The organism is Pseudomonas sp. Y3 TE3536, from assembly GCF_053629175.1.
In genome coordinates, this window is the sequence record NZ_JBRJHU010000001.1 from 3,671,394 (window position 1) to 3,693,673 (window position 22,280).

22 protein-coding genes are annotated in these 22,280 nt (G+C 63.7%); 19 read left to right on the forward strand and 3 right to left on the reverse strand.

Features of this window, described 5'->3' with window-relative positions:
* Positions 1–297: 297 nt before the first annotated feature.
* The 14 genes from flhA to AB7M33_RS16660 all read left to right on the forward strand — a co-directional run bounded on the left by flhA (position 298) and on the right by AB7M33_RS16660 (position 14,469).
* The gene (gene flhA, locus AB7M33_RS16595; RefSeq protein WP_027593015.1) at positions 298–2,427 is read left to right on the forward strand and encodes a flagellar biosynthesis protein FlhA; all 2,130 of its coding nucleotides are present in this window, start codon (positions 298–300) and stop codon (positions 2,425–2,427) included.
* 11 nt (positions 2,428–2,438) lie between these two features.
* Positions 2,439–3,746 (forward strand): flagellar biosynthesis protein FlhF, encoded by a 1,308-nt coding sequence (flhF, locus tag AB7M33_RS16600; RefSeq protein ID WP_454243132.1) that lies wholly within the window; start codon positions 2,439–2,441, stop codon positions 3,744–3,746.
* 93 nt (positions 3,747–3,839) lie between these two features.
* A complete protein-coding gene (fleN, locus tag AB7M33_RS16605) occupies positions 3,840–4,673 on the forward strand; it encodes a flagellar synthesis regulator FleN (RefSeq protein WP_027593013.1) in 834 nt (277 codons plus the stop codon).
* Positions 4,670–5,410 (forward strand): RNA polymerase sigma factor FliA, encoded by a 741-nt coding sequence (fliA, locus tag AB7M33_RS16610; protein WP_027593012.1) that lies wholly within the window; start codon positions 4,670–4,672, stop codon positions 5,408–5,410. Before fleN ends, fliA begins: the two co-directional genes overlap by 4 nt.
* 117 nt (positions 5,411–5,527) lie before the next feature.
* Positions 5,528–5,902 (forward strand): chemotaxis response regulator CheY, encoded by a 375-nt coding sequence (locus AB7M33_RS16615; RefSeq protein ID WP_077068541.1) that lies wholly within the window; start codon positions 5,528–5,530, stop codon positions 5,900–5,902.
* Between the two features lie 20 nt (positions 5,903–5,922).
* Positions 5,923–6,711 carry a protein phosphatase CheZ gene (locus tag AB7M33_RS16620; protein ID WP_027593010.1) on the forward strand — a complete coding sequence of 263 codons (789 nt, stop codon included), beginning with the start codon at positions 5,923–5,925 and terminating at the stop codon, positions 6,709–6,711.
* A gap of 12 nt (positions 6,712–6,723) precedes the next feature.
* The gene (locus AB7M33_RS16625) at positions 6,724–8,943 is read left to right on the forward strand and encodes a chemotaxis protein CheA (RefSeq protein ID WP_099428647.1); all 2,220 of its coding nucleotides are present in this window, start codon (positions 6,724–6,726) and stop codon (positions 8,941–8,943) included.
* 46 nt (positions 8,944–8,989) lie between these two features.
* Entirely contained in the window at positions 8,990–10,123 is a 1,134-nt protein-coding gene (locus AB7M33_RS16630; protein WP_454243133.1) for a protein-glutamate methylesterase/protein-glutamine glutaminase, read from the forward strand.
* Complete coding sequence (locus AB7M33_RS16635) at positions 10,123–10,863, forward strand: flagellar motor protein (protein ID WP_027593007.1); 741 nt, start codon at positions 10,123–10,125, stop codon at positions 10,861–10,863. Before AB7M33_RS16630 ends, AB7M33_RS16635 begins: the two co-directional genes overlap by 1 nt.
* Before the next feature lie 2 nt (positions 10,864–10,865).
* Positions 10,866–11,711, forward strand: a complete 846-nt coding sequence (gene motD, locus AB7M33_RS16640; protein WP_454243134.1) for a flagellar motor protein MotD — start codon at positions 10,866–10,868, stop codon at positions 11,709–11,711.
* A gap of 175 nt (positions 11,712–11,886) precedes the next feature.
* The gene (locus tag AB7M33_RS16645; RefSeq protein WP_265969491.1) at positions 11,887–12,675 is read left to right on the forward strand and encodes a ParA family protein; all 789 of its coding nucleotides are present in this window, start codon (positions 11,887–11,889) and stop codon (positions 12,673–12,675) included.
* A complete protein-coding gene (locus AB7M33_RS16650; RefSeq protein ID WP_099428650.1) occupies positions 12,675–13,550 on the forward strand; it encodes a CheW domain-containing protein in 876 nt (291 codons plus the stop codon). Before AB7M33_RS16645 ends, AB7M33_RS16650 begins: the two co-directional genes overlap by 1 nt.
* Positions 13,551–13,592: 42 nt before the next feature.
* Positions 13,593–14,072 (forward strand): chemotaxis protein CheW, encoded by a 480-nt coding sequence (locus AB7M33_RS16655; RefSeq protein WP_003254393.1) that lies wholly within the window; start codon positions 13,593–13,595, stop codon positions 14,070–14,072.
* 1 nt (position 14,073) lies between these two features.
* Positions 14,074–14,469: a DUF2802 domain-containing protein gene (locus tag AB7M33_RS16660; RefSeq protein WP_027593003.1), complete on the forward strand. Its 396-nt coding sequence runs from the start codon at positions 14,074–14,076 to the stop codon at positions 14,467–14,469.
* Positions 14,470–14,655: 186 nt separating this feature from the next.
* Here the strand turns inward: AB7M33_RS16660 and AB7M33_RS16665 are convergent, their stop codons facing one another.
* From AB7M33_RS16665 to fliK, 3 genes are all read right to left on the reverse strand, one after another.
* Entirely contained in the window at positions 14,656–17,394 is a 2,739-nt protein-coding gene (locus tag AB7M33_RS16665; RefSeq protein ID WP_454243135.1) for a dermonecrotic toxin domain-containing protein, read from the reverse strand.
* 82 nt (positions 17,395–17,476) lie between these two features.
* The gene (locus AB7M33_RS16670) at positions 17,477–17,815 is read right to left on the reverse strand and encodes an EscU/YscU/HrcU family type III secretion system export apparatus switch protein (RefSeq protein WP_027593001.1); all 339 of its coding nucleotides are present in this window, start codon (positions 17,813–17,815) and stop codon (positions 17,477–17,479) included.
* Positions 17,812–19,368, reverse strand: a complete 1,557-nt coding sequence (gene fliK, locus AB7M33_RS16675) for a flagellar hook-length control protein FliK (RefSeq protein WP_454243136.1) — start codon at positions 19,366–19,368, stop codon at positions 17,812–17,814. Before fliK ends, AB7M33_RS16670 begins: the two co-directional genes overlap by 4 nt.
* A 165-nt stretch (positions 19,369–19,533) precedes the next feature.
* On the opposite strand from fliK, the gene ccmA reads away from it, so the two are divergent.
* The 5 genes from ccmA to ccmE are packed head-to-tail and all read left to right on the forward strand — an operon-like array spanning position 19,534 to position 22,270.
* Positions 19,534–20,166, forward strand: a complete 633-nt coding sequence (ccmA, locus tag AB7M33_RS16680) for a cytochrome c biogenesis heme-transporting ATPase CcmA (protein WP_454243137.1) — start codon at positions 19,534–19,536, stop codon at positions 20,164–20,166.
* Positions 20,154–20,831 carry a heme exporter protein CcmB gene (gene ccmB / locus AB7M33_RS16685; RefSeq protein ID WP_371097214.1) on the forward strand — a complete coding sequence of 226 codons (678 nt, stop codon included), beginning with the start codon at positions 20,154–20,156 and terminating at the stop codon, positions 20,829–20,831. The genes ccmA and ccmB overlap by 13 nt, the downstream gene beginning before the upstream one ends.
* Before the next feature lie 46 nt (positions 20,832–20,877).
* Complete coding sequence (locus AB7M33_RS16690) at positions 20,878–21,645, forward strand: heme ABC transporter permease (RefSeq protein ID WP_454243138.1); 768 nt, start codon at positions 20,878–20,880, stop codon at positions 21,643–21,645.
* On the forward strand, positions 21,642–21,818 hold the full coding sequence (gene ccmD / locus AB7M33_RS16695; RefSeq protein WP_099428656.1) for a heme exporter protein CcmD: 177 nt from the start codon (positions 21,642–21,644) through the stop codon (positions 21,816–21,818). The genes AB7M33_RS16690 and ccmD overlap by 4 nt, the downstream gene beginning before the upstream one ends.
* Positions 21,815–22,270, forward strand: coding sequence for a cytochrome c maturation protein CcmE (gene ccmE, locus AB7M33_RS16700; RefSeq protein ID WP_099428657.1), 456 nt, complete (start codon positions 21,815–21,817; stop codon positions 22,268–22,270). Before ccmD ends, ccmE begins: the two co-directional genes overlap by 4 nt.
* The last annotated feature ends 10 nt before the right edge of the window (positions 22,271–22,280 follow it).

The window sequence follows — 22,280 nt, forward strand, 5'->3', positions numbered from 1 at the left end:
TCAGCGCCTGTGAGATCGAGCGCCGCCCGCGCGGCGCTTCGCAGCACAAGGCTGCTCCTACATCTGTTTCGGGCCAGTGAAGCCTGTGATATTTGCGCGCGATCGCCTCAGGAATAATTGGCCCGAGAAAAATGTAGGAGCAGCCTTGTGCTGCGAAGCGCCGCGCGGGCGGCGCTCGATGTCAAACCCACCAAAAACCCCAAGGCGAACACCCAAATAGCAAAGTTGGAAGGCTTCTTGCAGAGCCACGCCCAGGCGCCCCCTGGGCGTCAAAGTTTTGCATCAAGAGGACTCGCGGTGGATCGCACTCAGTTAATCAACAACGCACGCCACAACCTGGCCGGTCTCGGCCGGGGCAACCTGGGTGTGCCGCTGTTGCTGCTGGTGATGTTGGCAATGATGATGTTGCCGATACCGCCGTTCCTGCTCGACGTGTTCTTCACCTTCAACATCGCGCTGTCGATCGTGGTGCTGCTGGTCTGCGTCTACGCCCTGCGCCCACTCGACTTCGCCGCGTTCCCCACCATCCTGCTGGTGGCGACGCTGCTGCGCCTGGCCCTGAACGTCGCCTCCACCCGCGTGGTCATGCTCCACGGCCAGGAGGGCCATGGCGCTGCGGGCAAGGTGATCCAGGCCTTCGGTGAAGTGGTCATCGGCGGCAACTACGTGGTCGGTGCGGTGGTGTTCGCCATCCTCATGATCATCAACTTCGTCGTGGTGACCAAGGGTGCCGGGCGTATTTCCGAGGTAAGCGCGCGCTTCACCCTCGATGCCATGCCCGGCAAACAGATGGCCATCGACGCCGACCTCAACGCCGGCCTGATCGACCAGGCCCAGGCCAAGGCCCGCCGCTCCGAGGTCGCGCAGGAGGCCGAGTTCTATGGCTCGATGGACGGTGCCAGCAAGTTCGTGCGCGGCGACGCCATCGCCGGCCTGCTGATCCTGTTCATCAACCTCATCGGCGGCATGCTCATCGGCATGCTCCAGCACGGCATGCCGTTCAGCGAAGCCGGCAAGGTGTACGCCTTGTTGACCATCGGTGACGGTTTGGTGGCGCAATTGCCATCACTGCTGCTGTCCACTGCTGCGGCCATCATGGTCACCCGGGCTTCGGGCTCGGAAGACATGGGCAAGTTGATCAACCGGCAGATGTTCGACTCTCCCAAGGCCTTGGCGGTCTCTGGTGCGCTGATGATCATCATGGGCCTGGTGCCGGGCATGCCGCATGTGGCCTTCCTCAGCCTTGGCCTGATGGCCGGTGGCGGCGCTTATCTGGTGTGGAAGAAACAGCAGCAGGTGAAGGTCAAGGCCCAGGAAGAGGCGCAGCGCCAGCAGGACCTGCTGCCCTCGCCACAGCGTGCGCTGGAAACCAAGGAGCTGGGCTGGGACGATGTCACCCCGATCGACATGATCGGCCTTGAGGTCGGTTACCGCTTGATCCCGCTGGTCGACCGCAACCAGGGCGGCCAGTTGCTGGCGCGGATCAAGGGCGTGCGCAAGAAGCTGTCCCAAGACCTGGGTTTCCTTATGCCCACCGTGCACATTCGCGACAACCTCGACCTGCAGCCCAGCGCCTACCGCCTCACGTTGATGGGGGTGATCCTGGCTGAAGCGGAGATTTACCCGGACCGCGAACTGGCGATCAACCCAGGCCAGGTATTTGGCACCCTCAACGGCATTGCCGCACGCGACCCGGCCTTTGGCCTGGAGGCGGTGTGGATTGACGTTGGCCAGCGCTCCCAGGCGCAGTCGCTGGGCTATACCGTGGTCGATGCCAGTACGGTGGTGGCCACGCACCTCAACCAGATCCTGCAAAAGCACTGTCACGAGCTGATCGGCCATGAGGAAGTGCAGCAATTGCTGCAAGTGTTGTCCAAGGCTTCGCCTAAACTGGCAGAAGAATTGGTGCCGGGTGTCATTTCCTTGTCGGGGCTGCTGAAGGTCCTGCAGGCATTGCTGTCCGAGCAAGTGCCGGTGCGCGATATCCGCAGCATCGCCGAGGCCATCGCCAACAACGCGGGCAAGAGTCAAGATACCGCCGCGCTGGTGGCCGTGGTGCGCGTCGGATTGTGTCGCGCCATCGTGCAAAGCATTGTCGGCGTTGAGTCTGAGCTGCCGGTGATCACCCTTGAACCGAGGTTGGAACAGATTTTGCTCAATAGTCTGCAAAGGGCCGGGCAGGGTCAGGAAGACGGTGTTCTTCTGGAACCGAGCATGGCCGAAAAGCTGCAGCGTTCGCTGATTGACGCGGCCCAGCGCCAAGAGATGCAAGGCCAGCCGGCCATTCTCCTGGTCGCCGGCCCGATCCGCGCCATGCTGTCGCGCTTCGGTCGCCTGGCTGTACCGAATTTGCATGTTCTGGCGTATCAGGAAATACCTGACAACAAGCAAGTCACCATCGTTGCCACCGTGGGCCCTAACGGCTGAGGTAGTGGATAATGCAAGTTAAGCGATTTTTCGCCGCCGATATGCGTCAGGCCATGAAGCTGGTCCGGGATGAGCTTGGCTCCGATGCCGCCATCATCGGTAACCGCCGCATCGCCGGTGGTGTCGAATTGACGGCCGCGCTGGACTACAAATTGTCCGCCCTGGCCCCGCGCGTACCCAACGCCGAGCTTGAAGAAGAGCTGCGCAAGACCCACACGCGCATTGCCACGGCCCAGGCCGAGCTGGACCAGCGCAGCGACACCAGCGACAACAACCGCCAATTGTTCGCCGGCCAGTCGCTGACGGCCTCCGAGCCGCTGGTCGAGCCCCACGTGGACGCCCCGGCACCTGCCGCCGCGCCGACCCCGGCGCCGGTTGACCCGCGCCTGTTCGATGCCATGCGCTCGGAGCTGTCGGGGCTGCGCGAGCTGCTGGAAGTGCAGCTCGGCTCGCTGGCCTGGAGCCAGCTGCAAGGCAGCAAGCCGCAGCAGGCCAACCTCTGGCGCCGCCTGCAACGCATCGGCCTGTCCGGCCCGATTGCCCGTGAACTGCTCGACCTCACGACTGAGATCGAAGAGCCACGCCAGGCCTGGCGCATGCTGCTGGCGCACCTGGCGCGGATGATCGAAATCCCCGAGGTAGAGCCGATTGAAGAGGGCGGTGTGATCGCCATGGTCGGCCCGGCCGGCATGGGCAAGACCACCACCCTGGCCAAGCTGGCTGCGCGCTACGTGCTCAAGTACGGCGCCCCGCAGTTGGCGCTGGTGAGCATGGACAGCTTCCGCATCGGTGCCCAGGAGCAGCTCAAGACCCTGGGGCGCATCCTCAATGTGCCGGTGACCTACGTCGACCCGGGCCAGTCCCTGGCCCAGGCGCTGGAACCGCTGCTGCGTAAACGCGTGGTGCTGATCGATACCGCTGGCCTGCAGGCCAGCGACCCGGCCCTGCGCATGCAGCTGGAAACCCTGGCCAGCCGTGGCATCGCCGCGAAGAATTACCTGGTGCTGGCAACCACCAGCCAGAAGCAGGTGCTGACCGCCGCCTACCACAGCTACAAGCGCTGTGGCCTGGCCGGCTGTATCCTGACCAAACTCGACGAAACGGCAAGCCTCGGCGACGTGCTGAGCCTTGCCATCAGTCATGAATTGCCGGTGGCCTACCTGACCGATGGGCCGCGCATTCCCGATGATTTGCACTTGCCCCGGGCGCACCAGCTGGTCACCCGTGCGGTCAATGTGCAGCAGCAGGACGAGCCCAGCGAAGAGGCCATGGCCGATATGTTCGCTGATCTCTATCACAACCCACGGCGAGCGGGTTGATGATGAAGTGTGTGCAACGTAGCTATGCCAAGGGGCACGCAGAATTGCCTCACGTGTGGCCTGAGTCCCAGCGAGACAAGGTAAAGAACAGACATGGGTAGCATGCATCCCGTACAGGTGATCGCCGTGACCGGTGGCAAAGGTGGCGTCGGCAAGACTAACGTTTCAGTGAACCTGTCTCTGGCGCTGGCCGAGCTTGGCCGCAGGGTCATGTTGCTGGACGCCGACCTGGGCCTGGCCAATGTCGACGTATTGCTAGGCCTGACCCCCAAACGCACCCTGGCCGACGTTATTGAAGGGCGCTGTGAGCTGCGCGATGTGATGCTGCAAGGCCCCGGCGGTGTGCGCATCGTACCGGCGGCCTCCGGCACCCAGAGCATGGTGCACCTGGCGCCGGCCCAGCACGCTGGCCTGATCCAGGCGTTCAGCGACGTCGGCGACAACCTCGACGTGCTGGTGATCGACACCGCTGCGGGTATCGGTGACTCGGTGGTCAGCTTCGTTCGCGCGGCCCAGGAAGTGCTGCTGGTGGTGTGCGACGAACCCACCTCGATCACCGACGCCTACGCACTGATCAAACTGCTCAACCGTGACTACGGCATGAACCGCTTCCGGGTGCTGGCCAACATGGCGCAGAGCCCGCAAGAAGGGCGCAACCTGTTCGCCAAGTTGACCAAGGTCACCGATCGCTTCCTAGACGTTGCCCTGCAGTATGTGGGCGCGGTGCCGTACGACGAGTGCGTGCGCAAGGCGGTGCAGAAGCAGCGCGCCGTGTACGAAGCGTTCCCGCGTTCCAAGTGTGCGTTGGCCTTCAAGGCCATTGCGCAGAAGGTCGACAGCTGGCCGTTGCCGGCCAACCCGCGCGGGCATCTGGAATTCTTCGTCGAGCGTCTGGTGCAGCCCACCAGCGCAGGACCGGTACTATGAATGCGAGCGGCTTCAAGATGTACAGCAGGGCGTCGAAAGACGCCCAGTACGAGCTGATCGAACGCTACGCCCCGCTGGTCAAGCGCATCGCCTATCACCTGTTGGCGCGGCTGCCGGCCAACGTCCAGGTCGAAGACCTGATCCAGGCCGGCATGATCGGCCTGCTGGAAGTGGCCAACAAGTATGACGCCAGCAAGGGCGCCAGCTTCGAGACCTACGCTGGCATCCGCATCCGCGGCGCCATGCTCGACGAGGTGCGCAAGGGCGATTGGGCACCGCGTTCGGTGCACCGCAATACCCGCATGGTCAGTGATGCAATGCGCGCCGTTGAAGCAAGAACCGGTCGCGACGCTAAAGATCACGAGGTTGCTGCCGAACTCCAATTGAGTCTCGATGATTACTACGGGATTTTGAACGATACCCTGGGCAGCCGGCTGTTCAGCTTCGACGACCTGTTGCAGGACGGCGAGCATGAAGGCCTGCACGAAGACGGCGCCAGTGGCCAGGTCGAACCGGCGCGGGGCCTTGAAGACGAGCGCTTCCAGGCTGCCCTGACCGATGCGATCGCCAACCTGCCAGAGCGCGAGCGGCTGGTGCTGGCGCTGTACTACGACGAAGAGCTGAACCTCAAGGAAATCGGTGAGGTGCTGGGCGTCAGCGAGTCGCGGGTAAGCCAGTTGCACAGCCAGTGCGCCGCACGTTTGCGCAGCCGTCTGGGTGAGTGGCGGGCGCGCTGAGCGCCAGCCGTTGCACTGAAGACGCTGCAGCCGTTTCACGTTGTGCCGAATTGAATGAATGCGTGCTCGGGGGCCGAGCGCGTTTGAGACTGCTTGGAGGTCTAATTGGACAAGAACATGAAAATCCTCATCGTTGACGACTTTTCGACGATGCGGCGGATCATCAAGAACCTGCTGCGTGATCTGGGCTTCACCAACACCGACGAAGCTGACGACGGCACCACTGCGTTGCCGATGCTGGAAAACGGCCACTACGACTTCCTGGTGACCGACTGGAACATGCCGGGCATGTCCGGTATCGACCTGCTGCGCAAAGTCCGCGCCAGCGAAAAGCTTAAAACCATGCCGGTACTGATGGTGACGGCCGAAGCCAAGCGCGACCAGATCATCGAAGCGGCCCAGGCCGGCGTCAATGGTTACGTGGTCAAGCCGTTCACCGCTCAGGTGCTCAAAGAAAAGATCGAGAAGATCTTCGAACGCGTCAACGGCTGAGTCACGTCAGGGGGCGCGCCATGGATTCATCACAAACGTCTTTGGGGGAGTTCGAATCGACCCTGAAGAAGCATGCCCAGGAGCTGGTCGAGAGCCTGGAGCGCGGGCGCTTCGGCGAGGCGGTGCAGCTGATTCATCAGCTGAACCAGACCCGCGACCGCGGCCTGTATCAGGAAGTCGGCAAGCTGACCCGTGAGCTGCACAGTGCGATCGTCAGTTTCCAGATCGACCCGCACATGCCGCAGGCCGAGGAGGTCTCGCAGATCACCGACGCCACCGAGCGCCTGTCCTATGTGGTCAAGCTGACCGAGGGTGCCGCTAACCGCACCATGGACCTGGTCGAGGAAAGCACGCCGGTGCTCAACGACCTGGCGGGTGAGGCCAAGGCCCTGAGCGTGGACTGGCAGCGCTTCATGCGCCGCGAAGTGGCCGCGCCGGAATTCCGTGACCTGGTCAAACGCGTCGACAGTTTCCTGACGCACAGCGCTGAAGGTAACCGCAAGGTCTCAGGCCACCTCAACGACATTCTGCTGGCTCAGGACTATCAAGACCTGACCGGGCAGGTGATCAAGCGGGTCACCGCGCTGGTCACCGAGGTGGAAAGCAACCTGCTCAAGCTCGTGCTGATGGCCAGTCAAGTCGACCGTTTTGCCGGTATCGAACATGACCACCAGCAGCTGCGTGCTGAAAAAGATCAAGAAAAACATCCGACTCGGGGTGAAGGTCCGCAGATTCATGCCGATAAGCGTGAAGACGTCGTGTCCGGTCAGGACGATGTCGATGATCTGCTGTCCAGTCTGGGTTTTTAAGGAGCACGTTTAATGAGCTTCGGCGCCGATGAAGAAATCCTTCAGGATTTCCTGGTAGAAGCCGGCGAAATTCTTGAGCAACTGTCCGAGCAACTGGTCGAGCTGGAAAGCCGACCGGATGATGCCGACCTGCTCAATGCCATTTTTCGCGGTTTCCACACTGTAAAAGGGGGCGCCGGCTTCCTCCAGCTCAACGAGCTGGTGGAGTGCTGCCATATCGCCGAGAACGTGTTCGACATCCTGCGCAAAGGTGAGCGCCGGGTCGACGCCGAATTGATGGACGTGGTGCTGGAGGCGCTGGACACGGTCAACAGCATGTTTGGCCAGGTCCGCGAGCGCAGCGAGGTCATCCCCGCTACCCCAGAACTGCTGGCGGCGTTGTCGCGCCTGGCCGAGCCTGCTGCTGCCGACGCAGTCGCAGCGCCTGCGGCTGCAGCCGAGCCGGTCGCCGCGGCGCCTGCCGAAGAGCCAGACATCACCGACAGCGAATTCGAGCAGCTGCTCGACTCGCTCGACGCGGTCAAGGCCCAGGCCGCTGCCGATGAGCAGATGCAAGGCGAAACCGTCAGCAGCGCCGGTGACGAAATCACCGACGCCGAATTCGAATCGTTGCTCGACCAGTTGCATGGCAAAGGCCAGTTCAGCGCGGAAGTCGCCGCTGAGCCTGTGGCCAGCGCTGCGGCCCCGGTCAGCGATGAAATCACCGATGAAGAGTTCGAGTCGCTGCTCGATCAGTTGCACGGCAAGGGCACCTTCCAGGCCGATGCCTTGCCGGCCGCCAATGCGCCAGCAGCGGCAGCGCCGCAAAGCGTTGCAGCGGCCAGCCCAACGAGTGACGAGATCAGCGAGCACGAGTTCGAAGCCTTGCTTGATGAGTTGCACGGCAAGGGCAAGTTCTCGGGTGACGCGGTCGCGGTCGAAGCGCCTGTCGCCGCCAAGGTCGAGAGCAAGCCGGTGGCCAAACCGGCACCTGCTCCAGCCGCCGCCCCAGCAGCTGCCAGCAAGCCCGCACCTGCGCCTCGCGCGCCGGCCCCAGCGGCAGAAAAACATGCGGTCAGCGAGGCGGAAACCACCGTGCGCGTCGACACTGCGCGCCTGGACGAGATCATGAACATGGTCGGCGAACTGGTGCTGGTGCGTAACCGCCTGGTGCGCCTGGGCTTGAACAGCGGTGACGAGGCCATGTCCAAGGCCGTGTCGAACCTCGACGTGGTCACCGCCGACCTGCAGACCGCGGTCATGAAGACCCGCATGCAGCCGATCAAGAAAGTCTTCGGCCGCTTCCCGCGCCTGGTTCGCGACCTGGCCCGCCAGCTCAAGAAAGAGATCAACCTGGAGCTGGTCGGTGAAGAAACCGACCTCGACAAGAACCTGGTCGAGGCCCTGGCCGACCCGTTGGTGCACTTGGTGCGCAACGCCGTCGACCATGGCGTCGAGATGCCCGACGAGCGTGAAGCCACCGGCAAGGCGCGTACGGGCCGGGTGGTGCTGTCGGCTGAACAGGAAGGCGACCATATCCTGTTGTCGATCTCTGATGACGGCAAGGGCATGGACCCCAACATCCTGCGCGCCAAGGCCGTGGAAAAGGGCCTGATGGACAAGGACGCCGCCGAGCGTCTGAGCGAGTCGGACTGCTACAACCTGATCTTCGCCCCGGGCTTCTCGACCAAGACCGAGATCTCTGACGTGTCTGGCCGTGGTGTCGGCATGGACGTGGTGAAGACCAAGATTTCCCAGCTCAATGGCTCGATCAACATCTACTCGGCCAAGGGCCAGGGTTCGAAGATCGTCATCAAGGTGCCGCTGACCCTGGCGATCATGCCGACCTTGATGGTGATGCTGGGCAACCAGGCCTTCGCCTTCCCGCTGGTCAACGTCAACGAGATCTTCCACCTTGACCTCTCGCGTACCAACGTGGTCGATGGCCAGGAAGTGGTGATCGTGCGCGACAAGGCATTGCCGCTGTTCTACCTCAAGCGCTGGCTGGTCCAGGGCCAGGTGCACGAAGAGCAGCACGAGGGCCATGTGGTGATCCTGTCGGTCGGCACCCAACGCATCGGCTTTGTCGTCGATCAACTGGTGGGCCAGGAAGAAGTGGTAATCAAGCCGCTGGGCAAGATGCTGCAGGGCACGCCGGGCATGTCCGGGGCCACGATCACCGGCGACGGTCGTATCGCGTTGATCCTCGACGTTCCGAGCATGCTCAAGCGTTACGCCGCGCGGCGTATTTGATTTCGGTGGCGCGCCCTGGCGGGTTGCGCCGCCTAATGGAGTGTTTATGGCAGTCAAGGTCCTGGTGGTGGATGATTCCGGTTTCTTCCGCCGCCGTGTCTCGGAAATCCTCTCGGCGGACCCGACGATCCAGGTAGTGGGTACCGCGACCAATGGCAAGGAAGCAATCGACCAGGCGCTGGCGCTCAAGCCCGATGTCATCACCATGGACTACGAAATGCCCATGATGGACGGCATCACCGCAGTGCGGCACATCATGCAGCGCTGCCCGACGCCGGTGTTGATGTTCTCTTCGCTGACCCATGAAGGCGCCCGGGTGACCCTCGACGCGCTGGATGCCGGTGCAGTGGATTACCTGCCGAAGAACTTCGAAGACATCTCGCGCAACCCCGAGAAGGTCAAGCAGATGCTGTGCGAAAAGGTGCATACCCTGTCGCGCAGCAACCGTCGTTTCGGCAGCTACAACCCAGCGCCTGCCGCTGCGCCGGTCACTACCATCAGCAGCCATGCGCCGACCAGCAGCTTCGCAAGCCCGGCCTCGGCCCCGGCGCGCACGGCACCGCCGGTACGCACCCCGGCCGCAGCGCCCGCGGCACATGCCCCGGCACCCAAGCGCAAACCTTACAAGCTGGTGGCCATCGGTACGTCCACGGGCGGCCCGGTGGCGCTGCAGCGGGTGCTGACGCAACTGCCCGCCAACTTCCCGGCGCCGATCGTGCTGATCCAGCACATGCCAGCGGCCTTCACCAAGGCGTTTGCCGAACGCCTGGACAAGCTGTGCAAGATCAGCGTGAAGGAAGCCGAGGACGGTGACCTGTTGCGCCCAGGCTTGGCGCTGCTGGCCCCGGGTGGCAAGCAGATGATGATCGACGGCCGTGGCACGGTGAAGATCCTGCCGGGTGACGAGCGCCTGAACTACAAGCCATGCGTGGACATCACCTTCGGCTCGGCGGCCAAGTCGTACGGCGACAAGGTGCTGTCGGTGGTGCTCACCGGCATGGGCGCCGACGGCCGTGAAGGCGCGCGCCTGCTCAAGCAGGGCGGCAGTACCGTGTGGGCCCAGGATGAGGCCAGCTGCGTGATCTATGGCATGCCCATGGCCATCGTCAAGGCCAACCTGGCCGACGCGGTGTACAGCCTGGACGAGATCGGCAAGCACCTGGTCGAGGCCTGCGTCTGATGGACGTGCTAAGCCTGATCGGCCTGATCCTGGCGTTTGTCGCGATTGTCGGCGGCAACTTCCTCGAAGGCGGGCATGTCGGCGCGCTGATCAATGGCCCGGCGGGCTTGATCGTGCTAGGCGGCACCTTGGCGGCGGCGCTGTTGCAGTCGCCGCTGTCGGCCTTCAAGCGTGCCTTGCAGATTTTGCGCTGGATCCTGTTCCCGCCCCGGGTCGACCTGGCGGGCGGTATCGACCGGGTGGTGAACTGGAGCCTGACGGCGCGCAAAGAGGGCCTGCTGGGCCTGGAAGGGGTGGCCGATGCCGAGCCCGACCCTTATGCGCGCAAGGGCCTGCAGTTGCTGGTCGACGGTGCCGAGCCTGAAGCCATCCGCAGCATTCTTGAAGTCGACTTCCTGACCCAGGAGGGCCGTGACATCCAGGCCGCCAAGGTGTTCGAGAGCATGGGTGGCTACGCCCCGACCATAGGCATCATCGGCGCGGTCATGGGCCTGATCCATGTGATGGGCAACCTGGCCGACCCGTCGCAGCTGGGTAACGGCATCGCCGTGGCGTTCGTCGCCACCATCTACGGCGTGGCCAGCGCCAACCTGATCCTGTTGCCGATCGCCAACAAGCTCAAGGCTATCGTCATGCGCCAGTCGCGCTACCGCGAGATGCTGCTTGAGGGCCTGCTGTCGATTGCCGAGGGTGAAAACCCGCGCTCGATTGAGCTGAAGCTGCAAGGCTTCATGGAGTAACCATGCGCCGCCGTCGTCATACCGAGGAACACGAGAATCACGAGCGCTGGCTGGTGTCGTACGCCGACTTCATCACCTTGCTGTTCGCGTTTTTCGTGGTCATGTACTCGATTTCCTCGATCAACGAGGGCAAGTACAAGGTCATTTCGCAGGCCTTGCTCGGGGTGTTCAACGACCCCGAGCGGAGCATGAAGCCGATCCCCATCGGTGATGAGCAGCCGCTGAGCGTGCGCCCGGCTGAGCCTTTGGTCAGGGACAGCGAGCAGACCGAAGCGGGCCTGGCGCAGACCAACGTCGACCCGCTGAAGACCATCAGCGACGACGTGCGCGACGCCTTTGGCGACCTGATCAAGACCGACCAGATGACCGTGCGCGGCAATGAGCTGTGGATAGAGATCGAGCTCAGTTCCTCGCTGCTGTTCGGCAGCGGTGATGCCATGCCCAGCGACAAGGCCTTCGATATCATCGAAAAGGTGGCGAACATCCTCAAGCCGTTCGCCAACCCGGTGCATGTCGAAGGCTTTACCGACAACCTGCCGATTCGCACTGCGCAGTACCCGACCAACTGGGAACTGTCGTCGGCGCGGGCGGCCAGCATCGTCCGCCTGCTGGCCATGGAAGGGGTCAACCCGGCGCGCATGGCCTCGGTGGGCTATGGCGAGTATCAGCCGGTCGCCAGCAACGACAGTGCCGAAGGCCGTGCGCGCAACCGCCGCGTGGTGCTGGTGATTTCGCGCAACCTCGAAGTGCGCCGCAGCCTGACTGGCACAGGTAGCGCCAATGCCACGCCGGATGCGGCGTTGCGCCGTGCTGGCACACAAAGTGCACCGCCAACAGCGAGTCAGTAACTCGTCAATTCTCCGTCACTGCGTGTTGTCTTGCTTGCTGAGCGCGGTACCTGTGGGAGCGGGCTTGCCCCGCGAAGCAGGCGACGTGGTGGATGGCACGGGCTATGCCCGTGTTCGCGGGACAAGCCCGCTCCCACAAGGGTGGGCGCTAAATTTATGAGTCAAGAGTTGTCCTATGAGAGTCTGGGCAGTAGCCAATCAAAAAGGTGGCGTCGGCAAGACCACCACGACCATCGCCCTGGCTGGCCTGCTGGCTGAGGCGGGCAAGCGCGTGGTCGTCGTCGACCTCGACCCGCACGGGTCGATGACCAGTTATTTCGGGCACAACCCCGATGCGCTGGAACACAGCTGCTATGACCTGTTCCTGCACCAAGGCAGCGTGCCCGAGGGCTTGCCGGGGCAATTGCTGCTGCCGACGAGCGACGAGCGTATTTCGCTGTTGCCATCGAGCACTGCGCTGGCGGTGCTGGAGCGCCAGTCGCCGGGCAAGAATGGCCTGGGGCTGGTGATCGCCAAGAGTCTGGCGCAGCTGTGGCAAGACTTCGACTTTGCCTTGATCGACAGCCCGCCCTTGCTCGGCGTGCTGATGGTCAACGCCCTGGCCGCGAGCCAGCAACTGGTGATCCCGGTGCAGACCGAGTTTCTCGCGGTCAAGGGCCTGGAACGCATGGTCGGGACCCTGGCCATGGTCAACCGTTCGCGTAAACAGGCCTTGCCTTACCAGATCGTACCGACCCTGTTCGACCGCCGTACCCAGGCCTCCCTGGGCACGCTCAAACTGCTGCGCGACACCTATGGGCAGCATGTCTGGCAGGGTTACATCCCGGTCGACACGCGCTTGCGCGATGCCAGCCGCAAGGGCGTGACGCCTTCGCAGTTCGATGGTAAGAGCCGTGGGCTGATTGCCTACCGGGCGCTGCTCAAGCATTTACTGACCTACCAAACCGCAGTGCAGGTGGCCTGATGACGCAGACACGGCAAACCAGCACGCGGCCGCAGATGGCCCTGCAATCCTACCTCGATGGCTTGTTGCAAGAGGCCACCGAGGCCGACGACCTGATCGAGCTGCCGACAGCACCGGAGGACTTCGCCGACGCGGTGCGCGAGGAGCAGGCGCGTGATGCACGCCAGCCTGCCCAGGCCACCCTCGCGGCGCCCCGGCCCTTTGCCGAGCCGCGGTTACAAGTACTGCCCAGCGTGCTGCCGGTGGAAGAACCGGTGGTGGCGGTGGTCGAGCAGCAGGTAGTGGCCGAGGCCAGCATCCCGGTGCTGATCGAAGCGCCCGCGGTAGAACCGGCGGTGCCGGTGGTGGATGTGCACCTGCCTGCGCCGAACTTGCCGGTGCCGCCGGCAAGCATCGATGGCCGCCCGGCCTGGGCAGCGGAGCCGTTCGAGTGCCTGCTGTTCGACGTCGCCGGGCTGACCCTGGCGGTGCCCTTGGTGTGCCTGGGCTCGATCTACAACCTGGCCGGCCAGGAGCTGACGCCGCTGTTCGGCCAACCGGACTGGTTTCTTGGCATCCTGACCTGCCAGGCCGGCAACCTGAAGGTCCTCGACACCGCGCGTTGGGTAATGCCCGACCGCTACCGCGACGATTTTCGCCAGGGCCTGCAGTATGTGATTTCGGTCCAGGGCTATGAATGGGGGCTGGCCGTGCACCAGGTCAGCCGTTCCCTGCGCCTGGACCCGTCCGAGATCAAGTGGCGCAGCCAGCGTGGCCAGCGCCCCTGGTTGGCCGGCACGGTGATCGAACACATGTGTGCCTTGCTTGACGTCGCCGAACTGGCCGAGCTGATCGCCAGCGGCGCAGTCAAGCAGATGCACGCCAAACACAAATGACACCGAACACACCGCCTAGCGCGGATTTTGAGGGGTAGGGGAATGAAAAAGTCGTCCGCACAAGGTTCCGAAGATCCGATCCTGCAATGGGTAACCTTCCGTCTGGACAACGAGTCCTACGGGATCAATGTCATGCAGGTGCAGGAAGTGCTGCGCTACACCGAGATCGCCCCGGTACCGGGCGCGCCGAGCTACGTGCTGGGCATCATCAACCTGCGTGGCAACGTGGTGACGGTGATCGACACGCGCCAGCGTTTTGGCCTGATGCCGACCGAGGTGACCGACAACACCCGTATCGTCATCATCGAGGCGGACAAGCAAGTGGTCGGTATCCTGGTCGACAGTGTTGCCGAGGTGGTCTACCTGCGTCAGTCCGAGATCGAGACGGCGCCAAATGTGGGTAACGAAGAATCGGCCAAGTTCATCCAGGGCGTGTGCAACAAGAACGGCGAACTGCTGATCCTGGTGGAACTGGACAAGATGATGACCGAGGAAGAGTGGTCCGAGCTTGAGAACATCTGAGTTGATCCTTGAGGTTGCTGTCATCTTCCTGGCGCTGCTTTGGGCGCTGGGTGTGTGGATGTTCCTCAACCACACCAAGCGCCAGCGCGAGCTGGCGGCGCAACAGGCTGCGGGCGATGCGCTGCGTGATCAGCGTATCAAGGACCTGGCCAAGCGCCTGGACGACTACCAGAACGGTACCGTGCGCATGGGTGAGGCTATCCAAGACGTGCGCGAGACGTTGGCCACCTTGCCGGATCGGCTGGAGCGGCTGGAGCAGCGTGACCCCAGCAGCGTCACCTTCAGCCAGGCGGCCAAGCTGGTCGGCATGGGGGCGAGCGTGTCCGAGCTGACCGAGACCTGCGGCCTGACCCAGGCCGAGGCGGAGTTGATGAGCAAGCTGCACCGTACCGAGTGAGCTGAATCCTTGGGGCCGCTGTGCGGCCCTTCGCAGCACAAGGCTGCTCCTACAGAATGTGCGGTGGTCCTTGGGGCCGCTTTGCGGCCCTTCGCAGCGCAAGGCTGCTCCTACAGGTACAGCGCCATTTTGTAGGAGCAGCCTTGTGCTGCGAAGGGCTGCACAGCAGCCCCAATGGCTCACACCTTAGGTGGTAGCCCAGGAATGCATGCCACCCACCTTGGCCAGGCGATTGAGCGGCAAGCGGTCATGCCAGACCAGGCGCAAGGCCTCCATGTCGACATACAGAAAACTGTTGATGCGTGGCATCGCGTACAGGTTGTACAGCTGACGAATCAGGTACAGGTCGGGCAGCAAGCGGTCGGTCACGGCGCTGAGCATCGCCGGGCCGGTGATGTGGCTGAGGCGTTTGGCGTACGCATAGAACCCTCGCGGGTCGCTGGCCAAGGTCGGCCGCGCCCGGTAGAAGTCCGGGTCGGCGAGAAAACGCGCCTGCATCTCTTCCGATATCGCCAGCAAGGTCGGGTTGCCGGCATGGCTGCCAATCATGCTGGTGTTATACAGAGTGTTCATGCCCAGTTTCTGATTGGACATGGGCGGATGCAGGAGCAACCCGTCATCGGTGGTCGCCAGCACCACATCATCGATCACCGCGTGTGCGCCTTGACCCAGTAGTTCGTCATCGACGTCCATGTACAGCCCACCTTCGGCGTGCAGCATCGGGTAGCGCAACACGTCCGACGCGGAAGAGAAGTTGGTGGCCACGCCATTATTGCCCTCGATCGCTGCCTGGTAATGGCTGAAATACTGACTTCGCTCGAAGGCTTTGAAAAACGCCTGGTCCTCCAATGGCAGTACCTGCAGCCCCGGCACCTTGCTGGCCAGTTTGCCGACGTTGTGCGCATAGGCCTGCGGGTTTGCCTTGGACAAGTACAGCCGGTACTGGTACGGGCCTTCTTGCAGGCGCCGAGCATTGCCAGCCAACGTCTCAAGCAACTTGGGGCCAAGCGTCTTGTCGCCTACCCACAGCGATGTAATCCGTTGCGGGATGGGGCGGGCCCCCGCTGGGAACGGGCTGGGAAGCTGCACGGGCAGTTGCAGGTCGATACCCAGGCCACGCAGTGATGCCATGCGCATCGGGTCGGTGACGGCCCGGCCTTCGGGGTTGGCGGGGCGCATGTTGCCGGTGAGCGGTTCGGCTTCGAAGTAGGTCGGGTCTACCTCATTGGTGCCTTCCTCGGTGATGAACAGGTCGGCCTTCATGTCATAAACCAATTCAAGCTCTTGCGGGTAATCCGGCGTCTCCTCCCAATAGCTGATCATACGATCGGTGTCGCCGGTGTACCGCGGGTAGCGCCGTATAGAGTTGGCCACTGCGGCATCGCCGTCCGGTAGTGGCGCGATGGGAGCAGGGCGGTGGAAGTAGGGCGCGACATCCACCGGGGGCAAATGCGGTGGGTCGGAAGGGCTCAGCGGGTAACCCCACTGCTCGTTCACCCGGCGCGGGGCGACGAAGCCGTCCTGCTCGAAACGCAGCAGGCCCTTGCCTTTGGCCACTGCTTCCAGTGCCAGCGGCGTTGCATTGAGCAGGCCATAGGTGATGTTGCCGATGCCGTCGAGCTTGTCGTGCAGGGTCTTGCCATTGATGGCTTGGTCCAGGCCCAGGCCCAGTTGCACGATACCGCCCAGCGCCAGCAAGGGCGCCAGGCCAGGCACCACGAAGGTCAGCGGCGCCAGCAGGTTGAGCGTGCTGTTGAGGTAGCTGCGCCATTTGCGTTTGCTGATCTCGCTGTTGCTGGTGATGATGAAATCGGCATCGTCGTAGCAGCGCTGCCGCTGACGCAAGGCCATGGCATGGAACAAATCGCCGGTGATCCGCGGGTTGTACTTGCCGGGGCGGTAGTTGACATAGGTGCGCGGGGGCCAGGTGCCGTCGTCGTTGAAAAAGCCATGTTCCGGTGGCAGGCGATGGCTGCGTGGATATTCGCCCAAGCCTTCAAGGGCGGTGTCCAGGCCGCTGAAGTCGATACCTTGGGGGCCATCGGCCAAGCGAAAGTGTTGCTTGAGCGCCTGGCGCCGGGTGGCGTCCTTGCACTGTTGGCCGACCCAATCCTTCAACAGGGCTTCGCTGGCGAATTCCAGCAGGGGCGAGCTGTTGCCGGGTACATAGAGCAAAGTCAGGTCGCTGTGGCTGTCGTTGATGTACAGCAGGTCCGTGGATGCGTAGCCGTAAATGCTCAGGGTGCTCAGGCGCAGGCCCTTGCCGCGTGGGATGACATCGGCCGCGCGCCAGGCCAGCTGGCGCGCGGCGTCGCTGAGGCTGCCGTCGCCGATCTGCTTGTTGCAGGCAGCAAGGAAGTTGAGTTTGCAGCACAGGCGGTAGCTGGGCAGTTGGTCGTGCCAATAGGCGTCAAGTGACGCCTTGTAGCGGGTGTGGAAGTCCAGTGCCTCGATGTGACGCTGCAGGGCTTCGGCGCGCACGTTCAGCAGCGTCGAGTGGTCGTAGCGGGCAGGTTCGGTACGCTTGAACAGGCCGTTGAACACCTCATACCAGGCCCCGTTGTCGACGTGCGGTTGTGCTGGGAGGTGCTCGACACAGGTGATTGGGCCGTCTTCGGGCAGCCTGCCGGCCCAGGGGGCTTTGAACAGGCCGCCGAAAAAGTCGTTGTTGGATTCACCTTGCCAGTTCATCAGCACGGCTTGCGTCAGGCTCACACGCTGCACTACCTGTGCCTGGTACTGGGTGGCTCCGGCCGGGTGTATGTGCAGCGTCACCACCTCGACCTGGTCGGGGTCCAGGTGCACGCCTTGTGTCGCCAGCCAGTCCTGGATGGCCTGCTTGGCGTCGCGGTCGGGTCGGGGCAGGGTGGCTAGGTGGTTGCGTACGTACTGCACGCCAGCCGCGTTGATGTGGGTGGTCGGCATGTCGGTCTCCGTGGCTCGGGAAAAACCACAGGATCGACCGACAGGGCCAGGGTGCGACGGTAGATAATGCTTGCCGGGCGGTTCAGCCCGACTTGCCGGGCAGGCGCGGCAACAGCTCGGTGACGTCACGCTCGGGTTTGGCGGAATCGTCAAAGCCTGGCGGCACCTTGCCGCGCAGTTGCCAGGCAAAGGCAATGATCTCGGCGATGGTCAGGTACAGCGCCTCGGGTATCTGATCGCCCAGCTCCAGCCGGGCCAGCAGGCGCACCAGCTCGGCGTTTTCGTAGATCGGCACCTCGTGTTGGCGGGCCAGGGCGAGGATGGCTTCGGCCAAGGCATCGTCGCCCTTGGCGCTGAGGGTGGGTGCCTGTTGGCCGTCGTAGCTCAAGGCAATGGCCTGGCGGGGTGGGTTGAGGCTCATGCGTTTTCGTCCACCCAGCGTTGTTCGACCCGCGTGCGGGGGCCTTGAGGGGGGATGCCGGGGTGGCATTCCAGGTCGCCGACGTCCAGGCCGCGGGCCAGCAGGCGCTCGCGCAGGGTGCCGAGCTGGCTGTCGATCAGCCGTGCGGTGGGTTCACGTTCTGCCCACAGCTGGCCATTCAAGCGGCCCTGGCTCAACTGGGCCTGGACTTGCAGCGGGCCAAGCGGCGCGAGGTCAAAGGCCAGCTCGATGCGCCACAGGGCCTGCAGCGGGTCTTGCGATTCCTGCTGGCGGTCGGCTTGCTGCTGCGGCGTTTCCTCGCGTTGCAGCTTGACCTGCAGCGGGATGAACTCCTGGCCATGGCGAATGGGGACTTCGGTCTGCCAGGTGGTTTGCAGGTTGCCGTTTTCAAGCGTGCCAGTTTGTTGCAGGCTGCTCATGGCGTGGCTTTGCAGGCGCGAGACAGCCGCCGCGGCCAGGCGCAGCAGTTGTTGCAGGTCACCTTCGTCTTCCATGGCCTTGAGCAGCCGTGAGGGCAGCGGAAACGCCCCAGGCTGGGGTTTCGGGCTGACTCGGTCCAGCATGCCCAGCGCCCCGCGCGCCAAGGCCGGCATTGTCAGGGCCAAGGTGCTGGGGGCTAGGGCTGGTGCGCCGGGTGTGGTGACCGAGGCCTGGGTTACCAACCTGAGCAGGTGCGCCTTGAGGTCGGTCGCGACGCTTGCTGGCAGGCCGCCCAGCAGCTTTGCCTCGAGGAAGGCGCCGCTGTTGTTCAGGGCCTGGGCGACGGCCTTGGCATCGCCGAGCTGGCGCGCGTCCGGCAGGCCGGCGAGCACGCGGTCGGCGGTCGCGCGCAAATCGCCGTCGGCGCCGGGGTCGCGGGCGAGCCGTTGCAATGCGCTGAGCAGGCCCGGTAACGAGGCCTGACGGTTTTGCTGGGTGAGCAGTTGCTGGGCGATGCTCAGCTGGTCTTGCCGGCCACTGAGTGGCACGAATTGCAGCGACTGGTCGCCTTGCACCCGCGCGCTGAGCAGGCTGCCCACTGGCAGCGGGCGTGGGCTGTCGATGGTCAGGGTGGCGCCGGCCTGGGCACTGTTGAGCAGGCTGACCAGCGAACGGTAACCGGCGGCCTGGCCCTGCGCTTGAAGGATGGGCTGGTTGGTCAGGACCTTGCCTTGCAGCAGGGTGCCGACCGGTACCTTGGCCGTGTCCAGGCGGGTGAGGGTGGCGATGTTGCTGGTGCTGGCCTGTTGCAACAGGATGGCCAGGCGATTGCCTTCGGTTTGACTGACCGTGACCTGGCTGCCCGGGGGCAGGGGCTGGCTGGCGCTGGCTTGCAGCTGGGTCTGGGCGCCGTTGGCCTGCATCAGCCGCAGCACGAGCTGGAATTCCCGGCCCAGCTGGCGCATCGACAACACCTCGGCCTGCGCCGTTTCGCCCGGGGCCAGCAAGCCGGGTTGCGCTTGCGTGAGGCGCAGCAGTTCGCCGGTCATGCCCGCCTTGATGGCCTGGGCGCTGATTGCGGTTTGTGCGCCGAGACTATTGATTTCAGTCATGATTGTATACAACCTGTCGAACCCGCCCTCTTGGCAGCGAGGCCGTGCATGTAATAATGCCGCCCGTCCGCCACTGCCACTGTAACGGCAGGGAGGGGGGCGACTTGAGACACTGGGTTCAAGATCGGCGACTGGTCTTGAACCCTACACAGATAAGGCGAAACCGTGACCCTTCACCTCCAAGCCGCGGGCCTGGCCTGCGAGCGCGACTGGCGCCTGCTGTTCGAGCACCTGGATTTCGAGCTGCGGCCCGGCGACATGCTGCAGATCAGTGGCCCCAACGGCAGCGGCAAGACTAGCTTGTTGCGCCTGCTGGCCGGGTTGATGCAGCCGACTGCCGGGCAGATTCTGCTCGGTGGCCAGCCGTTGGCCGATCAGCGCCATGCCCTGGCCAGCATCCTGCTGTGGATTGGCCATGCTGCGGGGATCAAGGACCTGCTCACCGCCGAGGAGAACCTCACCTGGCTCTGTGCTTTGCACCAGCCGGCCAGCGCCGAGGCAATCTGGGCGGCGCTGGCGGCGGTCGGCCTGCGCGGTTTCGAAGACGTGCCTTGCCATACCTTGTCCGCCGGCCAGCAGCGCCGTGTGGCCCTGGCCCGCTTGTACCTCGAAAGCCCCCCCTTGTGGATTCTCGACGAGCCGTTCACCGCCCTCGACAAACAAGGCGTGGCGCAGCTCGAAGCGCACCTGGCGGCGCATTGCGAGCAGGGCGGCACGGTGGTGCTGACCACCCACCACAGCCTCGAACGCAAACCGTCGGGCTACCGTGAACTGAACCTGGGGCAATGGGCGGCATGAGCGTATTCATCCTGTTGTTGCGCCGCGAAGCGCGCCTGTTGTTCCGCCGCCCGGCCGAGCTGGCCAACCCGCTGGTGTTCTTCGCCATCGTCGTGGCCCTTTTCCCGCTGGCGGTCGGCCCTGAGAGCCAATTGTTGCAAACCTTGTCGCCGGGCCTGGTGTGGGTGGCGGCCTTGCTGGCCGTGCTGCTGTCGCTGGACGGCCTGTTCCGCAGCGATTTCGAGGATGGCTCGCTGGAGCAGTGGGTGCTGTCGCCGCATCCGCTGGCGCTCCTGGTATTGGCCAAGGTGCTGGCGCACTGGATCTTTTCCGGCCTGGCGCTGGTATTGTTGGCGCCACTGCTGGCTCTGATGCTAGGGCTGCCGAGCCATTGCCTGCCGGTGCTGCTCGCCTCGTTGCTGCTGGGGACGCCCGTGCTGAGCCTGTTGGGCGCGGTGGGGGCGGCGCTGACAGTCGGTCTTAAACGCGGTGGTCTGCTGCTGGCATTGCTGATTCTGCCGTTGTATATCCCTGTATTGATCCTGGGCAGTGGTGCGTTGCAGGCGGCGTTGCAGAATATGCCAGCCACCGGCCATCTGCTCTGGCTTGCCAGCCTCACGGCCCTGGCGGTGACACTGGCACCCTTTGCGATAGCGGCTGGCCTGAAGATCAGCGTCGGCGAATAACGAGTCCTGGGCTCTCAAGCCTGGCTAATACCCTGGATGTACCCTGATGAAAATGAGTTGGACGTGGTTCCACAAGCTCGGTTCCCCCAAATGGTTCTATGCCATCAGCGGCCGTATGTTGCCGTGGCTGGCCATTGCCTCCCTTGCGCTGCTGCTGGTGGGCATCACCTGGGGCCTGGCATTCGCGCCCCAGGACTACCAGCAGGGCAACAGTTTCCGCATCATCTACATCCATGTGCCGGCGGCGATGCTGGCGCAGTCCTGCTACGTGCTGCTGGCGGTGGCCGGGGTGGTGGGGCTGGTGTGGAAGATGAAACTGGCCGACGTCGCCCTGCAGTGCGCAGCACCGATCGGCGCCTGGATGACCGCCGTGGCGCTGGTCACCGGTGCCATCTGGGGCAAGCCGACCTGGGGCAGCTGGTGGGTGTGGGATGCCCGCCTTACGTCGATGTTGATTCTGCTGTTCCTGTACTTCGGCATCATTGCGCTGGGCCAGGCAATCAGTAATCGTGACAGCGCGGCCAAGGCCTGTGCGGTGTTGGCGATTGTCGGTGTGATCAACATCCCGATCATCAAGTACTCAGTGGAGTGGTGGAACACCCTGCACCAGGGCGCCACGTTCACCCTGACCGAAAAGCCGGCGATGCCTGCCGAAATGTGGTTGCCGCTGCTGTGCACGGCGCTGGGTTTCTACTGCTTCTTCGGCGTGGTGCTGTTGATGCGCATGCGCCTTGAAGTGCTCAAGCGCGAGGCACGCGCCAGTTGGGTCAAGGAGGAAGTATTGAACAGCCTGGGGCGGAGGGCCACACGATGAGTTTTGCCTCGTTCGGTGATTTTCTCGCCATGGGCCACCATGGCCTGTACGTGTGGACGGCTTATGGCATCTGCCTGGCGGTGCTGGCGCTGAATGTCGCCGCGCCGCTGCTGGCCCGCCGTCGCTACCTGCAAGAAGAGGCGCGCCGTTTGCGCCGGGAGAACAACCAGTGAATCCGCAGCGCAAGAAACGCCTGTTGCTCATCGTCGGCCTGTTGGTCGGTGTCGGGATTGCCGTCGGCTTTGCCCTGAGCGCCTTGCAGCAGAACATCAACCTGTTCTACACGCCGACCCAGATCGCCAACGGCGAGGCGCCGCAGGATACCCGTATCCGTGCCGGTGGCATGGTCGAAAAAGGCTCGGTGCAGCGTTCGGCCGACTCGCTCGACGTGCGTTTCGTTGTCACGGACTTCAACAAGTCGGTGCCGATCACCTACCGCGGCATCCTCCCCGACCTGTTCCGCGAAGGGCAGGGCATCGTTGCCCTGGGCAAACTCAATGCCGAGGGTGTAGTAGTGGCCGATGAAGTGCTGGCCAAGCACGACGAAAAATACATGCCGCCCGAGGTCACCAAGGCCCTGAAAGAAAGCGGCCAAGCCGCCGCCGGCGCGGAGGCCAAACCATGAACGCGGCACT